This is a genomic window from Pararhizobium sp. O133 (assembly GCF_051669845.1).
Classification (GTDB): Bacteria; Pseudomonadota; Alphaproteobacteria; order Rhizobiales; family Rhizobiaceae; genus Pararhizobium.
This window is the reverse complement of the sequence record NZ_CP196428.1, coordinates 208,040-227,978: the sequence shown is the minus strand read 5'-3', so window position 1 is coordinate 227,978 and position 19,939 is coordinate 208,040. Positions and strand designations below refer to the sequence as shown.

General features: G+C 58.0%; 17 protein-coding genes. 2 read left to right on the top strand and 15 right to left on the bottom strand.

Translation table 11 applies throughout. The features are described from left to right. Positions 1–94: 94 nt before the first annotated feature. Positions 95–889: a helix-turn-helix domain-containing protein gene (locus ACST81_RS25900; protein WP_142859670.1), complete on the bottom strand. Its 795-nt coding sequence runs from the start codon at positions 887–889 to the stop codon at positions 95–97. Positions 890–983: 94 nt separating this feature from the next. On the opposite strand from ACST81_RS25900, the gene ACST81_RS25895 reads away from it, so the two are divergent. Further along, complete coding sequence (locus ACST81_RS25895) at positions 984–2,015, top strand: 1-aminocyclopropane-1-carboxylate deaminase/D-cysteine desulfhydrase (protein ID WP_142859671.1); 1,032 nt, start codon at positions 984–986, stop codon at positions 2,013–2,015. Positions 2,016–2,056: 41 nt separating this feature from the next. On the opposite strand, the gene ACST81_RS25890 is transcribed toward ACST81_RS25895, so the two are convergent. The 8 genes from ACST81_RS25890 to ACST81_RS25855 all read right to left on the bottom strand — a co-directional run bounded on the left by ACST81_RS25890 (position 2,057) and on the right by ACST81_RS25855 (position 13,023). Next, positions 2,057–2,923 (bottom strand): shikimate dehydrogenase family protein, encoded by an 867-nt coding sequence (locus ACST81_RS25890; protein ID WP_236774491.1) that lies wholly within the window; start codon positions 2,921–2,923, stop codon positions 2,057–2,059. Next, positions 2,913–6,401: a pyruvate carboxylase gene (gene pyc / locus ACST81_RS25885; protein ID WP_142859673.1), complete on the bottom strand. Its 3,489-nt coding sequence runs from the start codon at positions 6,399–6,401 to the stop codon at positions 2,913–2,915. Before pyc ends, ACST81_RS25890 begins: the two co-directional genes overlap by 11 nt. 172 nt (positions 6,402–6,573) lie before the next feature. Next, positions 6,574–6,771, bottom strand: coding sequence for a tautomerase family protein (locus ACST81_RS25880; protein WP_236774496.1), 198 nt, complete (start codon positions 6,769–6,771; stop codon positions 6,574–6,576). 40 nt (positions 6,772–6,811) lie between these two features. Beyond that, complete coding sequence (locus tag ACST81_RS25875) at positions 6,812–8,167, bottom strand: Glu/Leu/Phe/Val family dehydrogenase (protein WP_161991868.1); 1,356 nt, start codon at positions 8,165–8,167, stop codon at positions 6,812–6,814. 161 nt (positions 8,168–8,328) lie between these two features. Next, positions 8,329–9,021 (bottom strand): dimethylsulfonioproprionate lyase family protein, encoded by a 693-nt coding sequence (locus ACST81_RS25870; RefSeq protein WP_142859677.1) that lies wholly within the window; start codon positions 9,019–9,021, stop codon positions 8,329–8,331. Positions 9,022–9,158: 137 nt separating this feature from the next. Continuing rightward, positions 9,159–10,280: a tyramine oxidase subunit B gene (locus ACST81_RS25865; RefSeq protein WP_269703596.1), complete on the bottom strand. Its 1,122-nt coding sequence runs from the start codon at positions 10,278–10,280 to the stop codon at positions 9,159–9,161. 48 nt (positions 10,281–10,328) lie between these two features. After that, positions 10,329–11,603, bottom strand: coding sequence for a phosphopyruvate hydratase (gene eno / locus ACST81_RS25860; protein WP_142859681.1), 1,275 nt, complete (start codon positions 11,601–11,603; stop codon positions 10,329–10,331). 1 nt (position 11,604) lies between these two features. Beyond that, a complete protein-coding gene (locus tag ACST81_RS25855) occupies positions 11,605–13,023 on the bottom strand; it encodes a glycerate kinase type-2 family protein (RefSeq protein WP_142859683.1) in 1,419 nt (472 codons plus the stop codon). 197 nt (positions 13,024–13,220) lie between these two features. On the opposite strand from ACST81_RS25855, the gene ACST81_RS25850 reads away from it, so the two are divergent. After that, positions 13,221–13,895 (top strand): GntR family transcriptional regulator, encoded by a 675-nt coding sequence (locus ACST81_RS25850; protein ID WP_011982822.1) that lies wholly within the window; start codon positions 13,221–13,223, stop codon positions 13,893–13,895. Positions 13,896–13,952: 57 nt separating this feature from the next. On the opposite strand, the gene ACST81_RS25845 is transcribed toward ACST81_RS25850, so the two are convergent. The 6 genes from ACST81_RS25845 to ACST81_RS25820 form a co-directional block, all read right to left on the bottom strand. After that, positions 13,953–15,692, bottom strand: coding sequence for a dihydroxy-acid dehydratase (locus ACST81_RS25845; protein ID WP_142859685.1), 1,740 nt, complete (start codon positions 15,690–15,692; stop codon positions 13,953–13,955). 107 nt (positions 15,693–15,799) lie between these two features. After that, positions 15,800–16,627 carry a substrate-binding periplasmic protein gene (locus ACST81_RS25840; protein ID WP_142859889.1) on the bottom strand — a complete coding sequence of 276 codons (828 nt, stop codon included), beginning with the start codon at positions 16,625–16,627 and terminating at the stop codon, positions 15,800–15,802. A gap of 261 nt (positions 16,628–16,888) precedes the next feature. Next, entirely contained in the window at positions 16,889–17,683 is a 795-nt protein-coding gene (locus ACST81_RS25835) for an SDR family NAD(P)-dependent oxidoreductase (RefSeq protein WP_142859687.1), read from the bottom strand. An 85-nt stretch (positions 17,684–17,768) separates the two neighbouring features. After that, a complete protein-coding gene (locus ACST81_RS25830; RefSeq protein WP_142859689.1) occupies positions 17,769–18,437 on the bottom strand; it encodes an amino acid ABC transporter permease in 669 nt (222 codons plus the stop codon). A 4-nt stretch (positions 18,438–18,441) separates the two neighbouring features. Further along, entirely contained in the window at positions 18,442–19,110 is a 669-nt protein-coding gene (locus ACST81_RS25825) for an amino acid ABC transporter permease (RefSeq protein WP_011982827.1), read from the bottom strand. A gap of 15 nt (positions 19,111–19,125) precedes the next feature. Further along, positions 19,126–19,893 (bottom strand): amino acid ABC transporter ATP-binding protein, encoded by a 768-nt coding sequence (locus ACST81_RS25820; protein WP_142859691.1) that lies wholly within the window; start codon positions 19,891–19,893, stop codon positions 19,126–19,128. Positions 19,894–19,939: the final 46 nt, after the last annotated feature.

Sequence of the window (19,939 nt, the reverse complement as noted above, 5' to 3'; positions counted from 1 at the left end):
AGCATGACGAATGCACGAACCAGCGCCTTGTTCGGTTCGTTGATCGAGATGAAAAGCTACGGTCGACCCATCGATCATTGTGTCACCGCTGGCGTTAGGGACAGTCGGCGTGTCCTGCAGCCAGTTGAGCGCGGTATACGCTGGGTGTGCAGCCCTTGGCCGCAGTGAACATGGTGATGAAGGCCGACGGCGTACGGTAACCCAGAGCCTCTGATATTACGCGAACCGAACGGCCTTCTGACAGCATAGCAACAGCGCGTGACAGCCGCAGTTGCTGCCGCCAATCCTGAAACGTCATGCCCAGATCACGAAGGCATCTGCGCGCCAGGGTCCGCTCGGTGGCATTCACATGGCGCGCCCAGTCGGAAAGCGACCTCCTGTCGCCGGGATCGCAGATCAGGGCTTCGAGGACCAGCGACAGGAAACGATCTTCTGACAACGGAAGGAAATCGTCGCTTGCAGTCCCTTCACTCAACTGGTCGAGCAGCACGCGAAGGAGGCGCTCGTTCTGGGGCCTTCCAACATCAAAGCCTCCTCGCCTGCGCAATTCCTGGAATATAGCGTCGGCAATCGGACTGACCGAGATAGCCGTGGCAACTGTTGGCAGATTTTCACATAAGCTAGGGTCGACATCGATGAGGGCATAGGATGTTCCGGGCACGGCCCAGGCAAGATGCTCCGTCGCCTTGGGCAACCACAAACCGTAGTCAGGCGGCGCGGCGTATCTCCTTCCCTCCACCTTCAGCTCGATTGCTCCGGCATAGGCATACACGAACTGGCCCCATGGATGGCGCTCCATTGCGAAGGTCGTGACTTCGGATATTTCGACAAGCCTGGCGACGACGTCGCCCAGATCCAGGTCGGCACATTTGCAAAGTGAACGGGTCATAGCGCTTTTGTCCGATTGCAATGATCCAGTGTCCGGATTTCGATATCCGCTTTGCACTATAGACCATTGTGAAACTGCGCGACAGGAGGATTACATGTCTGCTTTGCATGCCCTTGAACAGGTTCCACGCCTCGATCTGCGGGGCTTCGTTTCTCCGGTCCAATATCTGGAGCGATTTAGTGCCGCCATCGGCGCCGAGGTCTGGTGCAAGCGCGATGACATCGGCTCAGTCGGGCTTGCCGGAAACAAGGTTCGTAAACTCGAAGTCGAACTGGCCCACGCGCTCTCTCAGGGGGCGACACATCTCGTGGCCGAAGGCTCACGTCTTTCCAACGCAACCCGCGCTGTGGCGGCGGCGAGCGCCGCGCTCGGGCTGAAATGCACCTTGGTGCTTTGCCATGACGATCCCAAACAACCCGTCGGCAACCTCATGCTCGACGGATTGTTGGGCGCCGAGCTCAGGTTCGTTGGAGATATCGATTGGCATGAACTCTCCAGGAGGGCGGCTGGCGTCGTCGAGGAGTTGGAGCGTTCTGGTGAGCGCGTCTACCGGTTACCGATAGGATGTGCGTCGGAGCGAAGCTGCCTCGGCTTTGCCATCGGATTCAACGAGCTCCGCGACCAGATGATCAAAGCCGGACGCCCGGCCGGAACCATCGTGCATGCCAGTTCGTCGGGGGGCACCCATGCGGGCCTGGTCCTTGGCAATGCGCTTCATGGATCTGAGTGGAATATTCGCGGGATCGTCGTCGCAGGGGAGGTTTACCCTGACGTCGTTGGGCAATATCTTGCTTTTGCGCGCGGCGGAGCAGACCTTATTGGCGCCCATTACGAACTTCGGCGAGAGGATATCAAGCTCACAGAGAAATATCTTGGTGAAGGGTACGGCCGTCCGTCGCCCCGTGTCTACGACGCGATCGATCTATTAGCAACCACAGAAGGGATACTCACCGACCCGGTTTACAGTGGGAAGGCGATTGCCGCCATCGTGGATCTTGCGTCGAGAAACGAACTGAAGGGGCCGATCGTGTTCTGGCATACCGGCGGATACCATGCGCTGTTCGATCCACATTACGCGAGGAATGTTTGGTCATCGGTCAATCGGTTGGCGCAGATAGAGTTGTAGCGCCGGGATAGCAGTCTGCGCCCTTTGCGCAGACTGCTCCTCTATAGCCCGAAATATGAGATCATCAGATCGATCTGAGCGTCCAGCATCCCCGCGCCGTATCGAACGTCGCACCCTGCGGAGACGGCCGCCTTCAGCAACGGGGTCTCTCTCGGTTTCATAACGATGTCGGCCACGATCATTCCAGGCCGAAGCAGGTCGGTATCCAGTGGAAGCGGATCAGTCTCAGGATGGAGGCCGCAGGGCGTTGCATTTACGACCAGATCGGCATCGGATAAAGCGTTGCCCGAGACCGCAACATCCAGATCTCCATATCGCCTGCTGATATCATCCACCAATGCCGCTGCTCTATCCCCGTTTACGTCTGTAATCCTCAATGAGGCACAACCGCTACCGGCAAGTGCGAATGAGATTGCCTTCCCGGCGCCTCCGGCGCCGATAACCAGGGTTTTGCGTCCCTTCGCGTCGTGGCCGCCATTCAACATGCCGCCAAGGAAACCGTCACCATCAAGGTTGGTCGCGACCATTTTTCCCGCGCCGGTCCGGCGCACGACATTCACAGCGCCAAGCGGGCGCGCCATCTCATCGACTTCGTCGGAAAGTTCGTATGCAAGCTCCTTGAAGGGAACGCTGACGACGATCCCACCCAGATTCTGAGTGCGCCTTATCGCCTCCCAACCGGTCTTGAAGTCCTCGGGTGTAAAATGGACTGGGACCATAATGGCGTCGATCCCTCGCGCTTCGAATACCGGATTGATAATCTCCGGTGTCCGGACGTGGTGGATCGGATGAGCGATCATGTAGAAAGTCTTCGTGCTGCCAGAGATCATTTTCGGCCTTCCCGATCTATCGACTTCCCCGCTACCCGCCTTGTTGGGCAATTGCTGCACTAACAGTTCACTGATCACCGGAAGCCCCAACAGCCCCATGGTCGTAAGCGATCAGTAGATCCTTCGCATCGATCTGGTCGCCCGGGCGCACGAGAACTTCCGCGATCTTGCCATCCCGCTCGGCGTGAAGCGCCGTTTCCATCTTCATCGCCTCGATGGAGAGCAACACATCGCCAGCCTTGACCTCCTGGCCTTGATTGACGAAGACGCGGCTGATGACACCCGGCATAGGTGCCCCGACATGCGACGCGTTGCCAGGTTCGGCCTTGCGGCGCACGGCAGAGCCGGAAGCACCATGCGTCCGATCCGGCACCTTGATACGGCGCGGCTGACCATTGATTTCGAAAAACACCGTCACCATGCCCTTGTCGTCAACGCCGGACGAAGCCTGATTGACGATGACCAGCGTCTTGCCGCGCTCGATATCGGCAAACAGTTCCTCGCCATCCTCCATTCCGTAGAAATAGGCATGGGTGGGAAGCACCGAGACCGGACCATAGGTTTCGGCGGTGAGCGCGAAATCCGTGAATACCTTCGGATACATCAGATAGGACGCGAACTCGAAATCATCGACCTTGCGCTCCAGCTTGGTCTCGATGGTCTTCCGTTCGGCATCGAGATCGGCATCCGCCAATAGTGAACCCGGACGAACGGTATAGGGCGCTTCGCCCTTCAACGCTTTTTTCTGCAGGGCTTCCGGCCAACCGCCGGGCGATTGTCCGAGATCGCCCTTCAGCATGGAAACCACGGACTCCGGGAAAGAGACCTCGCGCTCGGGATTCCGTACGTCGGCCACTGTCAGGTCCTGGCTGACGATCATCAGCGCCATGTCACCGACGACTTTCGAAGACGGCGTCACCTTGACGATATCGCCGAACATCCTGTTGGCATCGGCATAAGCCTGCGCCACTTCGTGCCAACGGCTTTCGAGACCCAGCGAACGCGCCTGCTCCTTGAGGTTGGTGAACTGACCACCCGGCATTTCGTGCAGATAGACTTCGGACGCCGGCCCCTTGAGATCGCTTTCGAAAGCCGCATACTGGTTGCGCACGGCCTCCCAATAGAAGGAAATGCGGCGAATCCATTCGGTATCAAGGCCCGTATCGCGTTCCGACCCGGCAAGCGCTTCCACGATCGAACCAAGGCACGGCTGCGACGTATTGCCAGAGAAGGCGTCCATCGCGGCATCGACCGCGTCGACGCCCGCATCCACGGCGGCAAGAACCGTCGCTGCCGCAATTCCTGACGTATCATGGGTGTGGAAATGGATCGGCAGACCCGTTTCTTCCCGCAGCGCCTTGAACAGAACCTTGGCGGCAGCCGGTTTCAGCAGGCCCGCCATATCCTTGACGGCAATAATATGCGCGCCCGCGCGTTCCAGTTCCTGGGCGAGATTGGTGTAATATTTCAGGTCGTATTTCGGACGCGCCGAATTGAGGATGTCTCCGGTGTAGCAGATGGCCGCTTCACAGAGCTTGTTTTCCTCCGAGATGGCATCCATCGAGACCCGCATATTCTCCACCCAGTTCAGGCAATCGAAGACACGGAAAAGATCAATGCCGCCCTTTGCGGCCTGACGGACAAAATACTTCACGACGTTATCCGGGTAGTTCTTGTACCCGACGCCGTTTGCCCCGCGCAGAAGCATCTGCAGCAGCAGGTTGGGAGCACCTTCGCGGATCAGCGCCAGACGCTCCCACGGGTCTTCTGTCAGGAAGCGCATGGAAACGTCGAATGTCGCACCGCCCCAGCACTCCAGCGACAGAAGCTGTGGCAGCGCCTTGGGATAGGCGCTGGCGACGCGGACGATATCATGGGTGCGGACGCGGGTCGCAAGCAGCGACTGATGTCCGTCGCGCATCGTCGTGTCCGTGACGAGTACCCGCTTTTCGTTGCGCATCCAGTCTGCGAAACCCTTCGGGCCGAGCTTGTCCAGCAACTGCTTGGTGCCGTCGGGCGTCGGCGCATCGATATAGGGCACGATGGGCTTTGCCGCCTTGTCCGAGGGCCTTGCGCGTCCCTTGGTTTCCGGGTGGCCGTTCACGGTCACATAGGCGAGATAGGTCAAAAGCTTGGTAGCGCGGTCCTGCCGTTTGACCTGGGCGAAAAGCTCGGGCGTCGAATCGATGAAGCGCGTCGTATAGGTATTGTTGCGGAAACTGTCATGGCCGATGATGGCCTCTAGGAATGTGAGGTTGGTCGCCACCCCGCGGATACGGAATTCGCGCAAAGCGCGATCCATACGGTTGATCGCCTCGTCAGGCCGCGGCGCCCAGGCCGTCACCTTCACAAGCAACGGATCGTAGTAGCGGGTGATGACAGCGCCAGTATAGGACGTGCCGCCATCCAGACGGATACCGAAGCCTGAAGCGGAGCGATAAGCGGTGATACGGCCATAATCCGGAATGAAGTTGTGTTCCGGGTCTTCCGTCGTAATGCGGCACTGGAGGGCGTGGCCATTCAGGCGGATATCCTCCTGCCTCGGCACCCCGGATTCCTGCGTGCCGATGGCCGCGCCTTCCAGAATGTGAATCTGCGCCTTGACGATATCGATACCGGTGACGACTTCCGTAACGGTATGTTCCACCTGAATGCGCGGATTGACCTCGATGAAGTAGAATTTGCCGGTATCGGCATCCATCAGATATTCGACCGTGCCCGCACCGATATAATTCGTGGCACCCGCAATCTTCAGGGAGTAGGAGGCGAGCTCCTGACGCTGTGCTTCGCTCAGATAGGGCGCGGGCGCACGCTCGACGACCTTTTGATTACGCCGCTGGATCGAACAATCACGCTCGAACAGATGCACGACATTGCCGTGCGTGTCGCCGAGAATCTGGCTTTCGACGTGACGCGCACGCTCGACCAGCTTTTCGAGATAGACTTCGTCCTTGCCGAAGGCGGCCTTGGCCTCGCGCTTGGCTTCCGTCACCTCGCGGGCTAGGTCTTCCTTTTTACGGATGGCGCGCATGCCACGGCCACCACCGCCCCAGGAGGCCTTGAGCATGACGGGATAACCGATCTCCTCCGCCATACGCTCCACTTCCGCCATGTCGCCCGGTAGTGGGTCGGTGGCGGGAACAACAGGAACGCCAACCGAAATCGCGAGATTGCGCGCTGCAACCTTGTTGCCGAGCTGGCGCATCGTATCCGCCGTCGGTCCGATGAAGGTGATGCCCGCCTTGTTGCAGGCCTCCACGAATTCGGGGCTTTCAGACAGAAGACCGTAACCGGGATGAATCGCGTCCGCTCCGGAGAGCTTCGCAACGCGGATAACCTCCTCGATCGAAAGATAGCTCTCGATCGGTCCCATATCCTTGGCGAGATGCGGCCCCCTGCCGACCTGATAGGACTCGTCCGCTTTGAAGCGGTGCAAAGACAGCTTGTCCTCTTCCGCCCAAATCGCAACGGTTTTTATCCCGAGCTCGTTGGCTGCCCGGAAAACGCGGATCGCAATTTCGGATCGGTTGGCAACAAGTATTTTTGTGATTGGCATGACGTCTCCTTGGAGGAACTCGTTGCCCGAAACGCATGTCACACCCCTCTCAACCTGCGCGGCCTCAGAGGTGATATCCGCAGGCTCCAATTCTTCAGTGGAGTAGATTGCGGCAAGTACACCTTTCATCTCGCGAAAGGCAAAGGAGTTCGCTCGTTGATACCTTTACCGGCTACTTTTCGAGTGTCGGGTCTTCCGCAAACACGCCGCCAACGGACCAGTTCTTGCGCTCAACGTCCATGAACACGATCTGGACATCGTCCGGTCCGCATTTGGCGATGCGGGCCAATTCCCGGGTAAACACCGAGGCAACTTCCTTCTTTTGCTCCTGGCTGCGGCCAGAAAGCCAATCGACACGTATGACGGGCATTTGCTTCTCCTTAAATCTACGATCCTGCAGCGAGACCGGTTCAGATACCGATAGCCTGATAAGCGTCGGCGATCTTCCTGATGGCGATGACATAAGCTGCCGTTCGGAAAGTCTTGATTTCCGCAGATGAGCGCTTCACCTCGGCAATCTTCTGGTAGGCGTTGCGCATCACGTCCTCCAGCCCCGACCTGACCAGATCGATTTCCGCGCCGCCCTCCAGGAATTCGTCGCGGATGTCGCTCGGAAATGACCGCTCAGTCATCGCTTCGAGAGCGTGTGTGATATGGAGATTCCTGCGCTCACGGCGCCGGCGCTCCATCAGCCCGAAAGGGATGTGTGTAATGTTTTTGACCCATTCGAAGTAGCTCACCGCTACACCGCCGGCATTCACGAAGAGGTCGGGCAGAACGACCACGCCGCGATCGGACAACTGTCGCTCAGCCTCGAAGCTGATGGGTCCATTTGCTGCTTCAGCGATGAACTTTGCTCGAATGCGGCCGACGTTTTCAAGCGTGATGGCGTTTTCCATAGCCGCTGGAATGAGGATGTCGCACGGAAGTTCGAGACCTGCGGCCCGGTCGGTATAGCTCTGCGCCCCCGGAAATCCAAGGATAGTCCCATGTTCACCGTGGAAGCGTTTGAGCTCTTCTATGGCCAGCCCGTCGGCATTGGTGACGTATCCATCGCGCTCAACGACCGCGATGATCCTGGCACCATCGTCTTCACTCAGGAATTTGGCTGCGTGGTACCCGACGTTGCCAAATCCCTGGACGACAACGGACATGGTCCGCAAATCCCGGCGCCCGTCTATGCCGTTTTCCTGGGCGTCGCGCAGGTAACTTTGGATAGCGTATTGAACCCCCCTGCCCGTCGCTTCGGTTCTTCCTGCGATCCCGCCACTGGCCAGTGGCTTGCCGGTAACGCAGGCGTTGGCATTCATGATGTCGGATGGACCAGTGCGCTTGTATTCATCCGCCATCCAGGCCATGGTCTGTTCACTTGTGCCCATGTCTGGCGCGGGGACGTTTCGGCCCGGGCATATGAGATTGCGCTTAGCGAGTTCCTGGGTAAATCGGCGCGTGATACGCTCCAGCTCATGGGCATCCCATTCGGTGGGATCAATTTTGAGCGCACCTTTCGACCCTCCGAACGGTACGTCGACGACCGCGCACTTCAGGCTCATGAGCGCAGCGAGCGCCTCGACTTCTTCCTGATCGGAGTGGATCGAGTATCGAATTCCGCCTTTTGCCGGCTCGACATGCTCACTGTGCACCGAGCGCCAGCCGGTAAAGCTAAACATTCTGCCGCGCAACCGGACGCCGAAACGGACTGTGTAGGTCGAGTTGCAAGCCTTGATCCGCTCGGCAAGCCCCTCGGTAAGGGACAGATGCGTCATAGCATTATCGATATAGGCCTCAACGCTCTGAAGAAATGGCGCGTCGATTTGATCGGGCTGAGGGATGGTTGCAGTATCCAATTGTACGGTCCTCGAGGTTGGGGTCGCGGAGCTGGCCAGGGACAAGCCCTTCCGCTCTGTTGAATTGCACGCGGGTTCGATCAGGTCGCCAGCCTCTGGCACCATAGGGAAAGAAGCGGCTGCGACGCGCACCGCATCGCAAACTCACGACCTGCGGCGCAGACAATCGGGGAACCGATCTGGTGGCTCTTCCACTCACCGCTGATCGATTTGTACTCTCCAGGCGAAAGAGGAAACATCACCCGCGGCAAGCGCAGGACGTAGTCCGGAAAGCGGGTGTATGGCGCCATGATTGTGATGCCCAGCAACACCTTGTCGCTACTATCTGTCTTGGGCGCCCCCAAAACGGCATGAGCGTGGTTTCGCTCGAAATTGAGGCTGGCAAACGGACCGCTCTTTGCCGAATACCAGACGAGGCCATCTTCAAGTTCATCCAGCGCTGCCGCCAGGAACTGAGAGTTCGGGCCTTCGTTAGCCAAACTGTTCAACGCGGTGTTAAATTCGCCGCGGAGCCGAAACTCGGGCTGCAAGCGTGGTCCGGACACGCTGCGAACGCCACTGGCCTGAAGAAGATTGAGCATCTTGCAGGCTGGCAAAGTGCCGGGTACGTCGGGATTTTGACCGAGAACACTGTTCTCCATGGCCCTGATGACATGTTTGAGAGCCTTGGGCCGCTTGCCCCGGGAACCTTCCTCAATATGTATCTCCGATATGGATGGACCGAAGAAATGATCCGTGCTGGTCGCTTGAACCGGGTCGGCCAACGAAAGCATGCGCGTTCCTCATCATGGCTTGTACATCGAGCGGCAGACCGGGCCCCGGACAGCGGATGCAAGGGCTGCACCGGGCGAACCTACGGACCCATCCGTTTGCCGGCCGCGTCGCCAGAAACGACGCGGCCGGCGCCTGATCAAGCGAGGGCGGGCTTGTCCCAGAGATTGAGGGACTGGCCGATGCCGTTCTTCTTGGCGTTCTCATACATTTCGAAGCCCCAGCTGATGTCGAAGACAGCCATGCCGCAAGCGATGAAGATGACCCGATCCTTGGCGCTTTCGCGGCCCGGCTTCTTGCCGTTGACCACGTCGCCAAGGCCGGTCGAGTCTTTGAGAGCCGGCAACTTGCCAGCGTCGATGAGACGGAAGAACGGACCGCCAATCACGCCGCCGTAGTAGGCATCCTTGTTGCCCGAGGCGATAGCGTCCTCGACATAGGCTTCCTGAAGCGGCGTGTGATCGTAGACGATCGTCGCCCCAGTGAGGAAGGACTCGTCCGTGTTGAACGGACCGGAAACGAGGATGGTCGCGCCTTCCTTGATCCACTCGTCCTTGAAGTAGAGCGGCTTGAGGCGCGAAGCCGCCACGGTGATGACGTCGATGTTGCGGAAGCCTGCCTCGGCCTCGTCGACGCCGACGGCCTTGACCTTGTAGGTCTCCGCGACCCAGCGCGCGAGTTCATTTGCCTTGTCCAGGAACACGTCGAAGCAGACGACTTTCTCGACGGCGGGAAGCTGGGTCATGATGGCGGTGAAGCAGGCCTTGTTGATCGGACCGCAACCGACAATGGAGACGATCTTAGCATCCTTGTTGGCGAGGTGCTTTGCCGCGACGCCCGGTACGGCGCCTGTGCGCGCGGCGCTGAGCAGGTTCGCTGACATCAGCGCCATCGGCGCGCCGGTTTCCTTGTCGTTCAGCATCATCGTTAGGATCGAGCGCGGAAGGCCCTTCTGGGTATTGGCATGGTTCGAGCCGTACCACTTGTTGCCGCAGACGTCGAAGCGGCCGCCGAGATAACCGGGCATGGCGGCGAAACGCCGGTCCGGGCCGGCGACGGGCATGTTCGGGAACTTCGTTTCCTTCGGAAAGACGATGTTGAGGCCATGGCTGTTGTGGTTGGCACCGCCCATGAGGTAGTCGCCCTCGCCCAGCAGGCTGAAAGTCTCCTCGCAGATTTCCACGCAACGCTTTGCGTCGTTGACACCGGCGGCGATCATGTCGGGTTCGGAAAGGTAGAGAAAGTCGATTTTCGTGGTCATAATGGAGCTCCCTATGGATGAAGGTTCGATCGGCTGATTTCTTGATCGTCAGAATTTTAGGAGAGGCTTGATGTCGTAAAGGCGGCATCCGGCGCTGCGGGCATTGGCACGCATCAGGAAGTTCAGCTTTTCGATGCGCTCGCCGGAACGAGGCGCGCCGTTCTTCTGAAACGGAACCTGAAGTCCGACCGAGAAATCCATCACGACATCGTCAACGACACCGCCGGAGCGCCCTGAGGGGACGGAAATTATGCCATGTTCGCTCGCGTAGCGGTGAGCGTCCATCGCTTCTGTGATCGTGCCGACCTGATTGGGCTTCAGGATAAAGCCGCCGACAGCTTTGGTTTCGAAAGCGCGCTTGAGGTATTGGAGCTTGGTTACCGTTAGGTCGTCACCAAGGATGATCGTCCGGTCAATCTCGCGGTTTGCTTTAACATAGCCATCCCAGTCGTTCTCATCGAGGAGGTCCTCGATAAAAACGAAGTCGTATTTTTCCGTCAGGCGCTTGGCGTAAGCGATCAGCTCGTCACTGGTCACGCGTTGCCCTTTCAGAAGATACGTACGGCTCTCAGCGTCGAAAAACTCGCTCGACGCGCAATCGAGAGCGAAAGCGATGCGCCCGGTGTAGCCGCAGGCGTCGATAGCCTGCTGCATGAGATCGAGAAGCACTTCCGGATCGTCCGAGGGCGCTGCGTAACCGTAAGAGCTAGCGACCTGCGGTTTGTGGCCGAGGTGTCTGGTGAGCACGTGCGAGAGCTCCTGGAAAACGGTAACCGCCATCTCGATCGAAACGTCGATACTGTCCGTACCGTAGGGAACGATCAGGAACTCGTTGAAGGACTGGATGAAACCGTCGTATTTTCCGCCATTGATGACGTTGAAGCAGGGAACAGGCACAGTCTTGATCGTACCGCCCGCAATGTGGTCATAGAGCGGAATGCGCAGCGCATCGGCCGCAGCACGGAAAGCCGCGATCGATACCGAATATATCGTGTTGCCGCCAAGGCTCCCCTTATCTGGCGTACCGTCGATCGCGATCATCTTCTCGTCAATGGCGCGCTGATCGAAGACGTCCATCCCGATGAGCGCTGGTGCGATGATCGTCTCGACCTTCTGGACCGCCTTGTGAACACTAAGGCCGCCATAGGTCGACTTGTCGCCGTCGCGCAGCACGAAGGCTTCGTGCATGCCGACCGAGCTCCCGGTCGGAGCCGCGCCGCGGCCGACAGCACCGCTTTCGGTGCGGATTTCCACCTCTACCGCTGGGCGGCATTTGCAGTCGATGATCTGCTGGGCGAAGATTGAGGCAATCCTGTCTTCCATGTTACTGGCCCTCCTTCAGGGCTGGTACGTAAAGAATGTTGAGGTCGCACAGGTTGGTGCCGGTGTTGCCGGTGAAGACAGCGGAGCCGATAGCGTCGAGCGCCTCGAAACAACTGTGCTCGCGCAGCGTCTGATGGAGATTGATGCCCTTTCCCGCAGCAGCCGCCAGACTGGCGGAATCGGTGATGCCGCCGGCCACCTTGGCCGTCCCGTCGGTTCCTTCGCTGTCAATCGACAGAAGGCACGCGCCCTTTGTTTTCGCGGCGGTGATCGCAAAGCTGATCGTCATCTCCTGGCCCGGTCCGCCGTGCCCGCGGATGACGCTGTTGTCGAGAATCTGAGTCGTGACCTCGCCAGAACTGAGCAGCACGCACGGCGCCTTGACCGGGTTGCCGTAAGTCTGGATCTCACGCGCCATCGAAGCGAAGAACGTGCCTGCGTCCTTGCTTTCACCTTCCAGGAAAGAAGAGACGATAATGGCAGGAATACCCATCTCCTCACAGATTTCCTTGGCGGAGATGCAGGAATCCGGCAGGGTGTTGAGCAAGAAATAGGTGTTGTTCGGAAAGGCCTTCGGCGTTTCCTTGTCCGGCCCGGCATTCATCAGGTAGTCGACGACGCTCTTTGGCAGGCGGTCGGCCACGTCATAATTGACGATGGTAGCGCGCGCATCATCCAGTGTCGTCGCATCGGGCCCAATGGGCGTGCTTTTATAGGCAGCGTAGGGGACGGCGATGTCACCGGTTGCCGGTGAGCCGACGGCATCGCTGATGCCGAAGCCGATCAGCTCCGCGCCCACGTCCTGAATGCGCTTGGCGAGCATGCCCCCGTTCAGCGCGGATATGTGCCGGCGCACCGCGTTGATTTCGTAGATTCCGGCGCCGGATTTCAGCAGTACGTCGGTCGTGTCGATCTCGTCCTGCAGCGAAATACCGTCGATTGGGCAGGACATCAAAGCGGAACTGCCACCGCTGATGACTCCGATAAAAAGGTCGTCCGGACCCGCCTGGTCGATGATCTCGATCATCTTCCTGGATGCCTGGTAGCCTGCCTCGTTCGGCAGAGGATGGCCGCCAACGTAAACCTCGGTCTTGTTGAAACGATCGGTTTCCTCGTGGATCTTCACGATGGCTATTCCGCGCGTGAGGCGGTCGCCAAGGACGTGATCCACCGCCATGGCCATGTGGTTGCAGGCCTTGCCCGCACCAAAGAGGTAGATGTTGCGCTTCTTCGACAGGTCCCACGACTTCGTGCCGATGTGCAGGATATCGCCCTCAAGTCGCATGATGCTGCGGATGCGCTTGTAGCTATCGAGCCGCTCAAGTGTCCGGTCCGCGATTTCAAGGACAATCTGGCGTGACGCCGCATCCCCGTGAGCGGCAATCTCGTCAGCGTTTCGAATTTTGTTCGCCCTGAACATCCGGACAGCTCCTCCGACTTGTTTTGAATTCGTAATTGCGATCAGGCCTTTTCTTGAGGCCGGCCATTTTCATACGCTCATAAATAGCCTAAAAGGCTATTGTCGACAATAGCCTTTGCGCGGGAATTCGATATAGTTCTCTTGTTCGCCCCTTGGGGGAGCGTTAATGTTGAATTTCAAGCAACTGTGGGCCGACGATGACGCAAATGAAGCTACCAAAAATCGAAAAAATGCCAGCGGACGTGCGAGCGCTTGGCGTATTGAGATCCCAAATCGTGGACGGATCGATCCGACCGGGATCGCGCTTGACAGAGGTCCAGCTTTCGGAGGGCATGGGTCTTTCCCGTGCCACTGTCCGCACGGCGCTGCATCAGCTTGGAAAAGAAGGGCTCGTCAGTCTCGTTCCCTACACGGGTTGGACGGTCGTTGAACTCACCCATCAGGATGTTTGGGAGCTCTACACGCTACGAGGTGCTATCGAACGTCTGGCGGCACAGTTTGCTGCGACCAATGCCGACAATGAGGCGATGTCGCGTATTGAGGCCGCATTTGACCGGCTGAAAAATACAGTGACGGAGAGCTCTGAAACAATTGCTGAGGCCGATTTCGGTTTTCACAAATCGATCATCGACGAGTCCGGGCATAGCCGCCTAAAACAACAATATAAGCTGATAGAGCAGCAAATCCGCGTGTTCATCCGATCAAGCAATCTTCTGATAGAAGATCCCTTGGAGATTATCGTCCAGCATGAACCGATCTGGAATGCTATCCGTGAACGGGATTCGGTTCTTGCTGGGACGTTGGCTGAGCAACACAACATTACAGAAGGTCAAAAGCTCACCGGTTCGTTATCACGTCCCGACGGCGACTGAGAACGCCGCTATTCCCGGACGCGCGGGAGTAGCGGCGCTGCTTAATAGTGATCAGGATTAGAACGGTCGTCTCGTCGGAGCTTCGTTCCCGCTTCGCCCCACCAGGAAATCAAAATCGAGCCCCTTATCAGCCTGCAAGACATGCTCAACAAAGAGGCGCTCGTAACCGCGCTTATGGCTGATGGGCGCAAAGGAGGCTTGCGACCGCCGCAGTTCAAGTTCGTCATCGGTGAGATTGACCGACAATGTGCCCGCCTCGACGTCCAGCGAAATCAGGTCACCATCACGGATCAGAGCCAGCGGACCACCGATCGAGGATTCGGGCGCAACGTGAAGCACGACCGTACCATAAGCCGTGCCACTCATGCGGCCGTCCGAAATCCTGACCATATCGGTGACGCCCTTTTCGAGAATATGCTTGGGCAAACGGATATTTCCAAGTTCCGGCATGCCCGGATAACCTCTGGGGCCAATCCCCTTCAGAACGAGTACGCAGGTCTCGTCGATATTCAGAGACGGATCATCGATGCGCTTGTCGAGATCTTCCACGGATTCGAACACGACGGCACGGCCCGTATGTTTCATCAGGTGCGGACTTGCGGCTGATGGTTTCATCACAGCACCGTTTGGTGCAATGTTGCCCCTGATGATGCGCAGCGCGTTCTGCGGCTTGATCGGTTTGTCGAACGGCGCGATGACGTCGTGGTCAAGGCTTTCGACGCCAGCGAGTTCCTCCCGCAGCGTCGTTCCGCCTGCGGTACGCGCATCAAGGTTGAGCCTCTCCCCAAGCGATGCCATGACGGCCGGCAATCCACCCGCGGAGAAGAATTCCTCGACGAGGTACTTGCCGTTCGGAAGGATGTTGGCAAGAAGCGGGATTGACCGGCTGTTTTCTTCGAAGTCGGCAAGGGTCAGTTCAATCTCCAGGCGCCCCGCCAAAGCCAGCAAATGAATGATTGCATTCGTGCTCCCGCCGAGGGCAGCGTTGACTCGGATTGCATTCTCAAGCGCCGATCGATCGACGATCTTAGAGAACGCCAGATCTTCTCTGACCATCTCGACGATTCGCCGACCAGACAACTGCGCGGAGCCCTTCCGACGCCCATCAACCGCGGGAATGGCAGCAGATCCCGTGAGACTGAGGCCGAGGGCTTCTGCGATACAGCCCATCGTCGTTGCCGTCCCCATCGTGTTACAGGCGCCGTTACTGCGCGACATTCCGTATTCCGACGCAAGGAAAGCGTCCTTCGTCATACGCCCTGCCTTGTATTCGCCGTGCATACGAAAAATGTCGGAACCCGAACCTACCTGCCGCATCCCAACGCGACCGCTCAGCATCGTCCCACCGTGCACGACGATGGTCGGGAGATCGACGCTGGCTGCCCCCATCATGTAGGCGGGCGCCGTATTGTCGCATCCTGTTAGCAAAACCACGCCGTCGAGCGGGTTTGCGCGAAGTGTCGCCTCGAGCTCCATACTCATCATATTGCGGAAAAGCATTCCGCTCGGACGCATGATGGAGTCGCCGATCGACATAGTGGAAAACACAAGCGGGAAGCCGCCAGCTTCGAGCACACCGCGAGCAACCCATTCCGCCAGTTCCGTGAGATGGGCGTTGCAGGGGACCAGATCGGATGCCGAGTTGGCAATGCCGATTACGGGTTTGCCCTCGAACATATCTGGTAGCGCACCACGCGCCTTGAGGTGGGTGCGGTGCTCATACCCGGTATTGTCAATGCGCTTGAACCATGCCTCGCTACGGAGAGGTTTTTTGTCGACGGTCATCATGTTCTCCATTCGAAGCACCCCTCCCCGCCATCTTCGAGAGCGATGGGTTGCATTCACTATTCGTCGGAACGGTATTGGCGAGACGCCGCAGATTGCAGCGCCTCGCCAGACTGTCGCTATTTCTTGATTTCGCCCGCGAGCTTGTCGATGTATCCGCTCGCGATGCGGTCGACTTCGCCGATCGCGGTCTGCTCCTGGATGAAGAAGTTCAGCGACTGGATATCCGAATACGAAGCATCACGACGCAGGCCAAACGCGATGCCCTGCTTCGAGATAGCAGGCTCGGGGTTAAGCGTCACCCAGCGATCCTTGCCCGTCGCTGAAAACAGCGTGTTGCTGTCGCTGTCATCGACGAGGATGTCGCCTCTCCGTGAAGAGAGCGCCAGGCGAGTGGCGTCGATATCGGGCAGGCGCAGGATCGTTGCATTCTTGATCTGGCGCGTAAGTGTTCCGTCGATTGCCGTGCCCGACATGATGATGATCGTCACGCCGGCGACGTCGAGATCTGCGATAGACTTCGGTGCCGTGGAAAACTTCGGATTTGCCTTGTCGTAAACGCCGGAAACTTCGTACTGAACGACCGGCTGACTGAAGGCGATCGCCATAGCCCGCTTGGGATTCTGGTTCAAAGCCATGGACAGGTCCCAGCGATTGGCCTGCAAGCCGGCAACGATGTTGTCCCAGGTCGTGTCGACGATTTCAGCTTTTACGCCAAGGGCGTCCTGAGCAAACTTCTTGCAGAGGTCGACGAATGTACCGCTGTATTCGCCGCTTTGAGGATCGCGAATAACGTGCGGGGGCGCGACTGCCGCGCCGCAACGGAGCGTTCCGCGCTTCTGGATTTCCTGCCAGTAACCTTCGGCAGACTGGGCATTGGCCTGACCTGCTCCAGCGAGAACTGTTGCGCCGAGGATCAACCCGGTGATGAGCTTCGTAAGTTTCATTTTAACACTCCCAATTGTTGCTGCTGTTCCGTTGATTGCTTTTATTCGCATGCATCTGTTCGGTGGGTTCTGCTGGGTTGGTTTCCTTTCTATCGTGTCCAATCGGCGCTCGGCCTGGCTAAAAGCGATCTTGGCACCGATTGCAATTGTCGACAATAGCCCTTTAGGTGTTGCGGGCAGAATTTTTTCCGTGCAATGCTCTGCACTAGAGACCCGGCCGGCTCCCGTGATGTGTCGGGACGCCGGTTGCTACCTGCTGTGTTAGTCCGCTGGTCGCGCGGCCGCGCTCATATAGGACGTATAGACCAGCCAGCCCGCATCGATCGGCATGGTGATCCCAGTGATGGCGGACGCGGACGGAGAGCACAGGAAGAGGATTGCATCTGCAACCTCCCTCGGCTCGACGAACCGTCGCAGCGCGGACCTGGAAATGACAACAGAGGGGTCGCGTTCGCCGCGATCGATGCGGCTCTTCATCGCTTCGGTCATCGTATATCCAGGCGCTACCGCATTGACACGGACACCCTGCGGACCAAGTTCGGCGGCCATGATTTCGGTCAGCATCTTCAGCGCCGACTTGCTCATGGCATATGCCGGCTGTGGCCAGGGCTGGAAAGTGGTCAGCGAGCAGAGGTTCACAATCGATCCGCCGCCCGATTGCGCCATCTCTTCGCCGAAGGCGCGCGCAGTGAGCATCGTTCCGCGAAGGTTGACGTCGATGATGCGATCGAACTCTTCGACCGGCATCTTCGTCACCTTGGTGGCGTTCTGCAAAATGCCGCCAGAGTTCACAAGTGCCGACACAAGTCCATGCTCTGCATAGACCGCCTCTTTGAATTGCCTCACCGCCTGCTCGTCGGACACATCAAGATGACGGTAGCTGACCGCGGCACCCAATTCGGCAGCGATTGCCTTTCCCCGTTCGTCGTTGATGTCTGCGATAACAACCCGCCAGCCGGCAGACACGAAGCCGCGCACACTGGCCTCGCCAATCCCGCTTGCGCCGCCGGTGACAACCGCGAGCGGCGAAGAGGTTTGTTCATTTGTACTTGCCATTGCTGATCTCCTTAAAAATCTTTTTTCATGTCACGCTATGCGTGAAGGTGGGTGGCTTAACGGAGGGCCCGTTTGCCTTGAGGGTTCACACTGCCATTTTGACGAGCAGGCGCGTTTCCGCGGCATTGACCAGTCGCGTGAGCACCCAGCCGATAACAAAGTAGACGAGAGCCGCGGTGGTCAGTACCTCGACAGGTCTCGCAGTCACGTTCGATATGTTTTGAGCCGTGTACATAAGTTCGACCACGCCGACTGCCGAAACGAGCGCACTCTCCTTGAACAGGCTCACCAGGTTCGACATCAGGTTGGGAATGGCGCGTACGATTGTCTGTGGCGCGACCACATACATCATCTTCGAAAAACGGCTCAGACCAAGCGCTTTGCAAGCATCGTGCTGATCTTGCCCGATCGATCCCAAGGCAGCCCGAAAGGACTCGCTGGTGATCGCCGATGTATAGAGTGTCAGGGCAATCACGGCCGAGATGAAGGGACTGAGCTCAACGTCGAGAATGATCGGGAAACAGAAGAAGACCCAGAACAAGGTAATCAGGACCGGCGTACCGCGCAGCACCTCGACATAGAGAGAGCAGGCCCAGCGGACCGGTCGAACGTTGGACTTGCGTCCAACACCGATGAGAAAGCCGAACACAACGCTTGCCAGTCCGCAAAGCACCGTAATCTGGAGGGTCAGAACGAGCCCTTTGAGCAACGCCGGACCGTATTGCAGAACAACAGAGAAATCGAGATCTTGCATGATCTTACACCTTGTTCATACGCTCCAGCCGGTGTTCAAAGAACGCGGCTAGACGACCAAAGGGGATCGCGACAACCAGATAAAACGCCGCGAGGAAGGTAAACGTCTCGATTGGGCGGTAGGTCTGGGTCGAGAGCTGCTTGCCCTGATACATCAGGTCGGCAACACCCACGAGTGCAACAAGCGAGCTTTGCTGAAAGATACCAATCGCATTTGTGATCAGGACCGGCGTCGCAGTCCTGATTGCCTGGGGTAGCACGATGTATCTGGTGTAGTTCCAACGGCCGAGGCCAAGTGCGACACCAGCATCCCTTTGCGCTGCGGGAATGGATTGGATGGCAGCCCTGAATGCTTCACCGTTGAACGCCGTCTGGTTCATTCCGAGGATGAGGACCCCCATGAATACCGGCGACCACCACACCTCGAAGATCATCGGTATACAGAAGAAGAACCACACGACCTGAACGAGGACGGGCGTACACCGAAACAGGTCGATATAGAAGCGCGCGATCCACCGTATCGGTGCGATGCGGGCATTCGAGAGCAGGGCTAGAGGAAACCCGGCAACAAGCCCGATGATGTTTGCCCACACCGTGAGCTGGAGGGTGATTTTTAATCCCTCCAGAAGCGCGGGCCAGGCATTGAGGACGAAAAAGAAATCGATGTTTTGCATGGTCGTTCGTCCATCTCAGCGATCTGCATGCAGCACGTTGTGGATGAAGTCACGCGCCCTGGCGGTCTTCGGCGCACGGAAGAATTCGTCAGGTGGAGCGTCATCGGCAACGACACCGCCATCGCAGAAGACCACTCTAGTTGCGATCTTCTTTGCGAACCACATATCGTGCGTGACAATCATCATCGGCATGCCGCCGTCCGCGAGCTCGGTCACCATGCTAATCACTTCGTTCACGAGTTCCGGATCGAGTGCCGATGTCACTTCATCGAACAGCATCAGTTTCGGGTCGAGCATCAACGCCCTTGCGATCGCGACGCGCTGTTTTTGACCGCCGGAAAGAGCAGCCGGATAGGCCTTGGCCTTGGCCTTGAGCCCAAACCGGTTGAGCAATTCGAGTGCGCGCGCTTCTGCCTCATCACGCCTCACGCCACGTGACCTAACGGGCGCAAGAGTGAGGTTACCAAGCACGGTGAGGTGAGGAAAGAGCGTGTAACTCTGAAAAACCATGCCGATCTGCTTTTGCATTTCGGCGTTAATGGTCGTTTTTTTCGGCGCGCCGGCGATATAGTTTTTGCCGTCGACTTTGATCTCACCGCCCTGGACATCCTCGAGCCCCATGACGCAGCGGAGAAGCGTACTTTTTCCTCCGCCGCTGGGACCGATTACAAGCAAGCGGTCAGTTTTCTGCATGTCGAGGTTCAAGCCATTCAGGACTTTAATCTGTCCCTGCGCATAGCTTTTTTGCAGGTTTCGTATCGAAATGAAGCTTTGGTCTGTCATCAGGGTCTCCTGAATCGAAGCCTGATCCAACAGGCGGTTAGGGAAC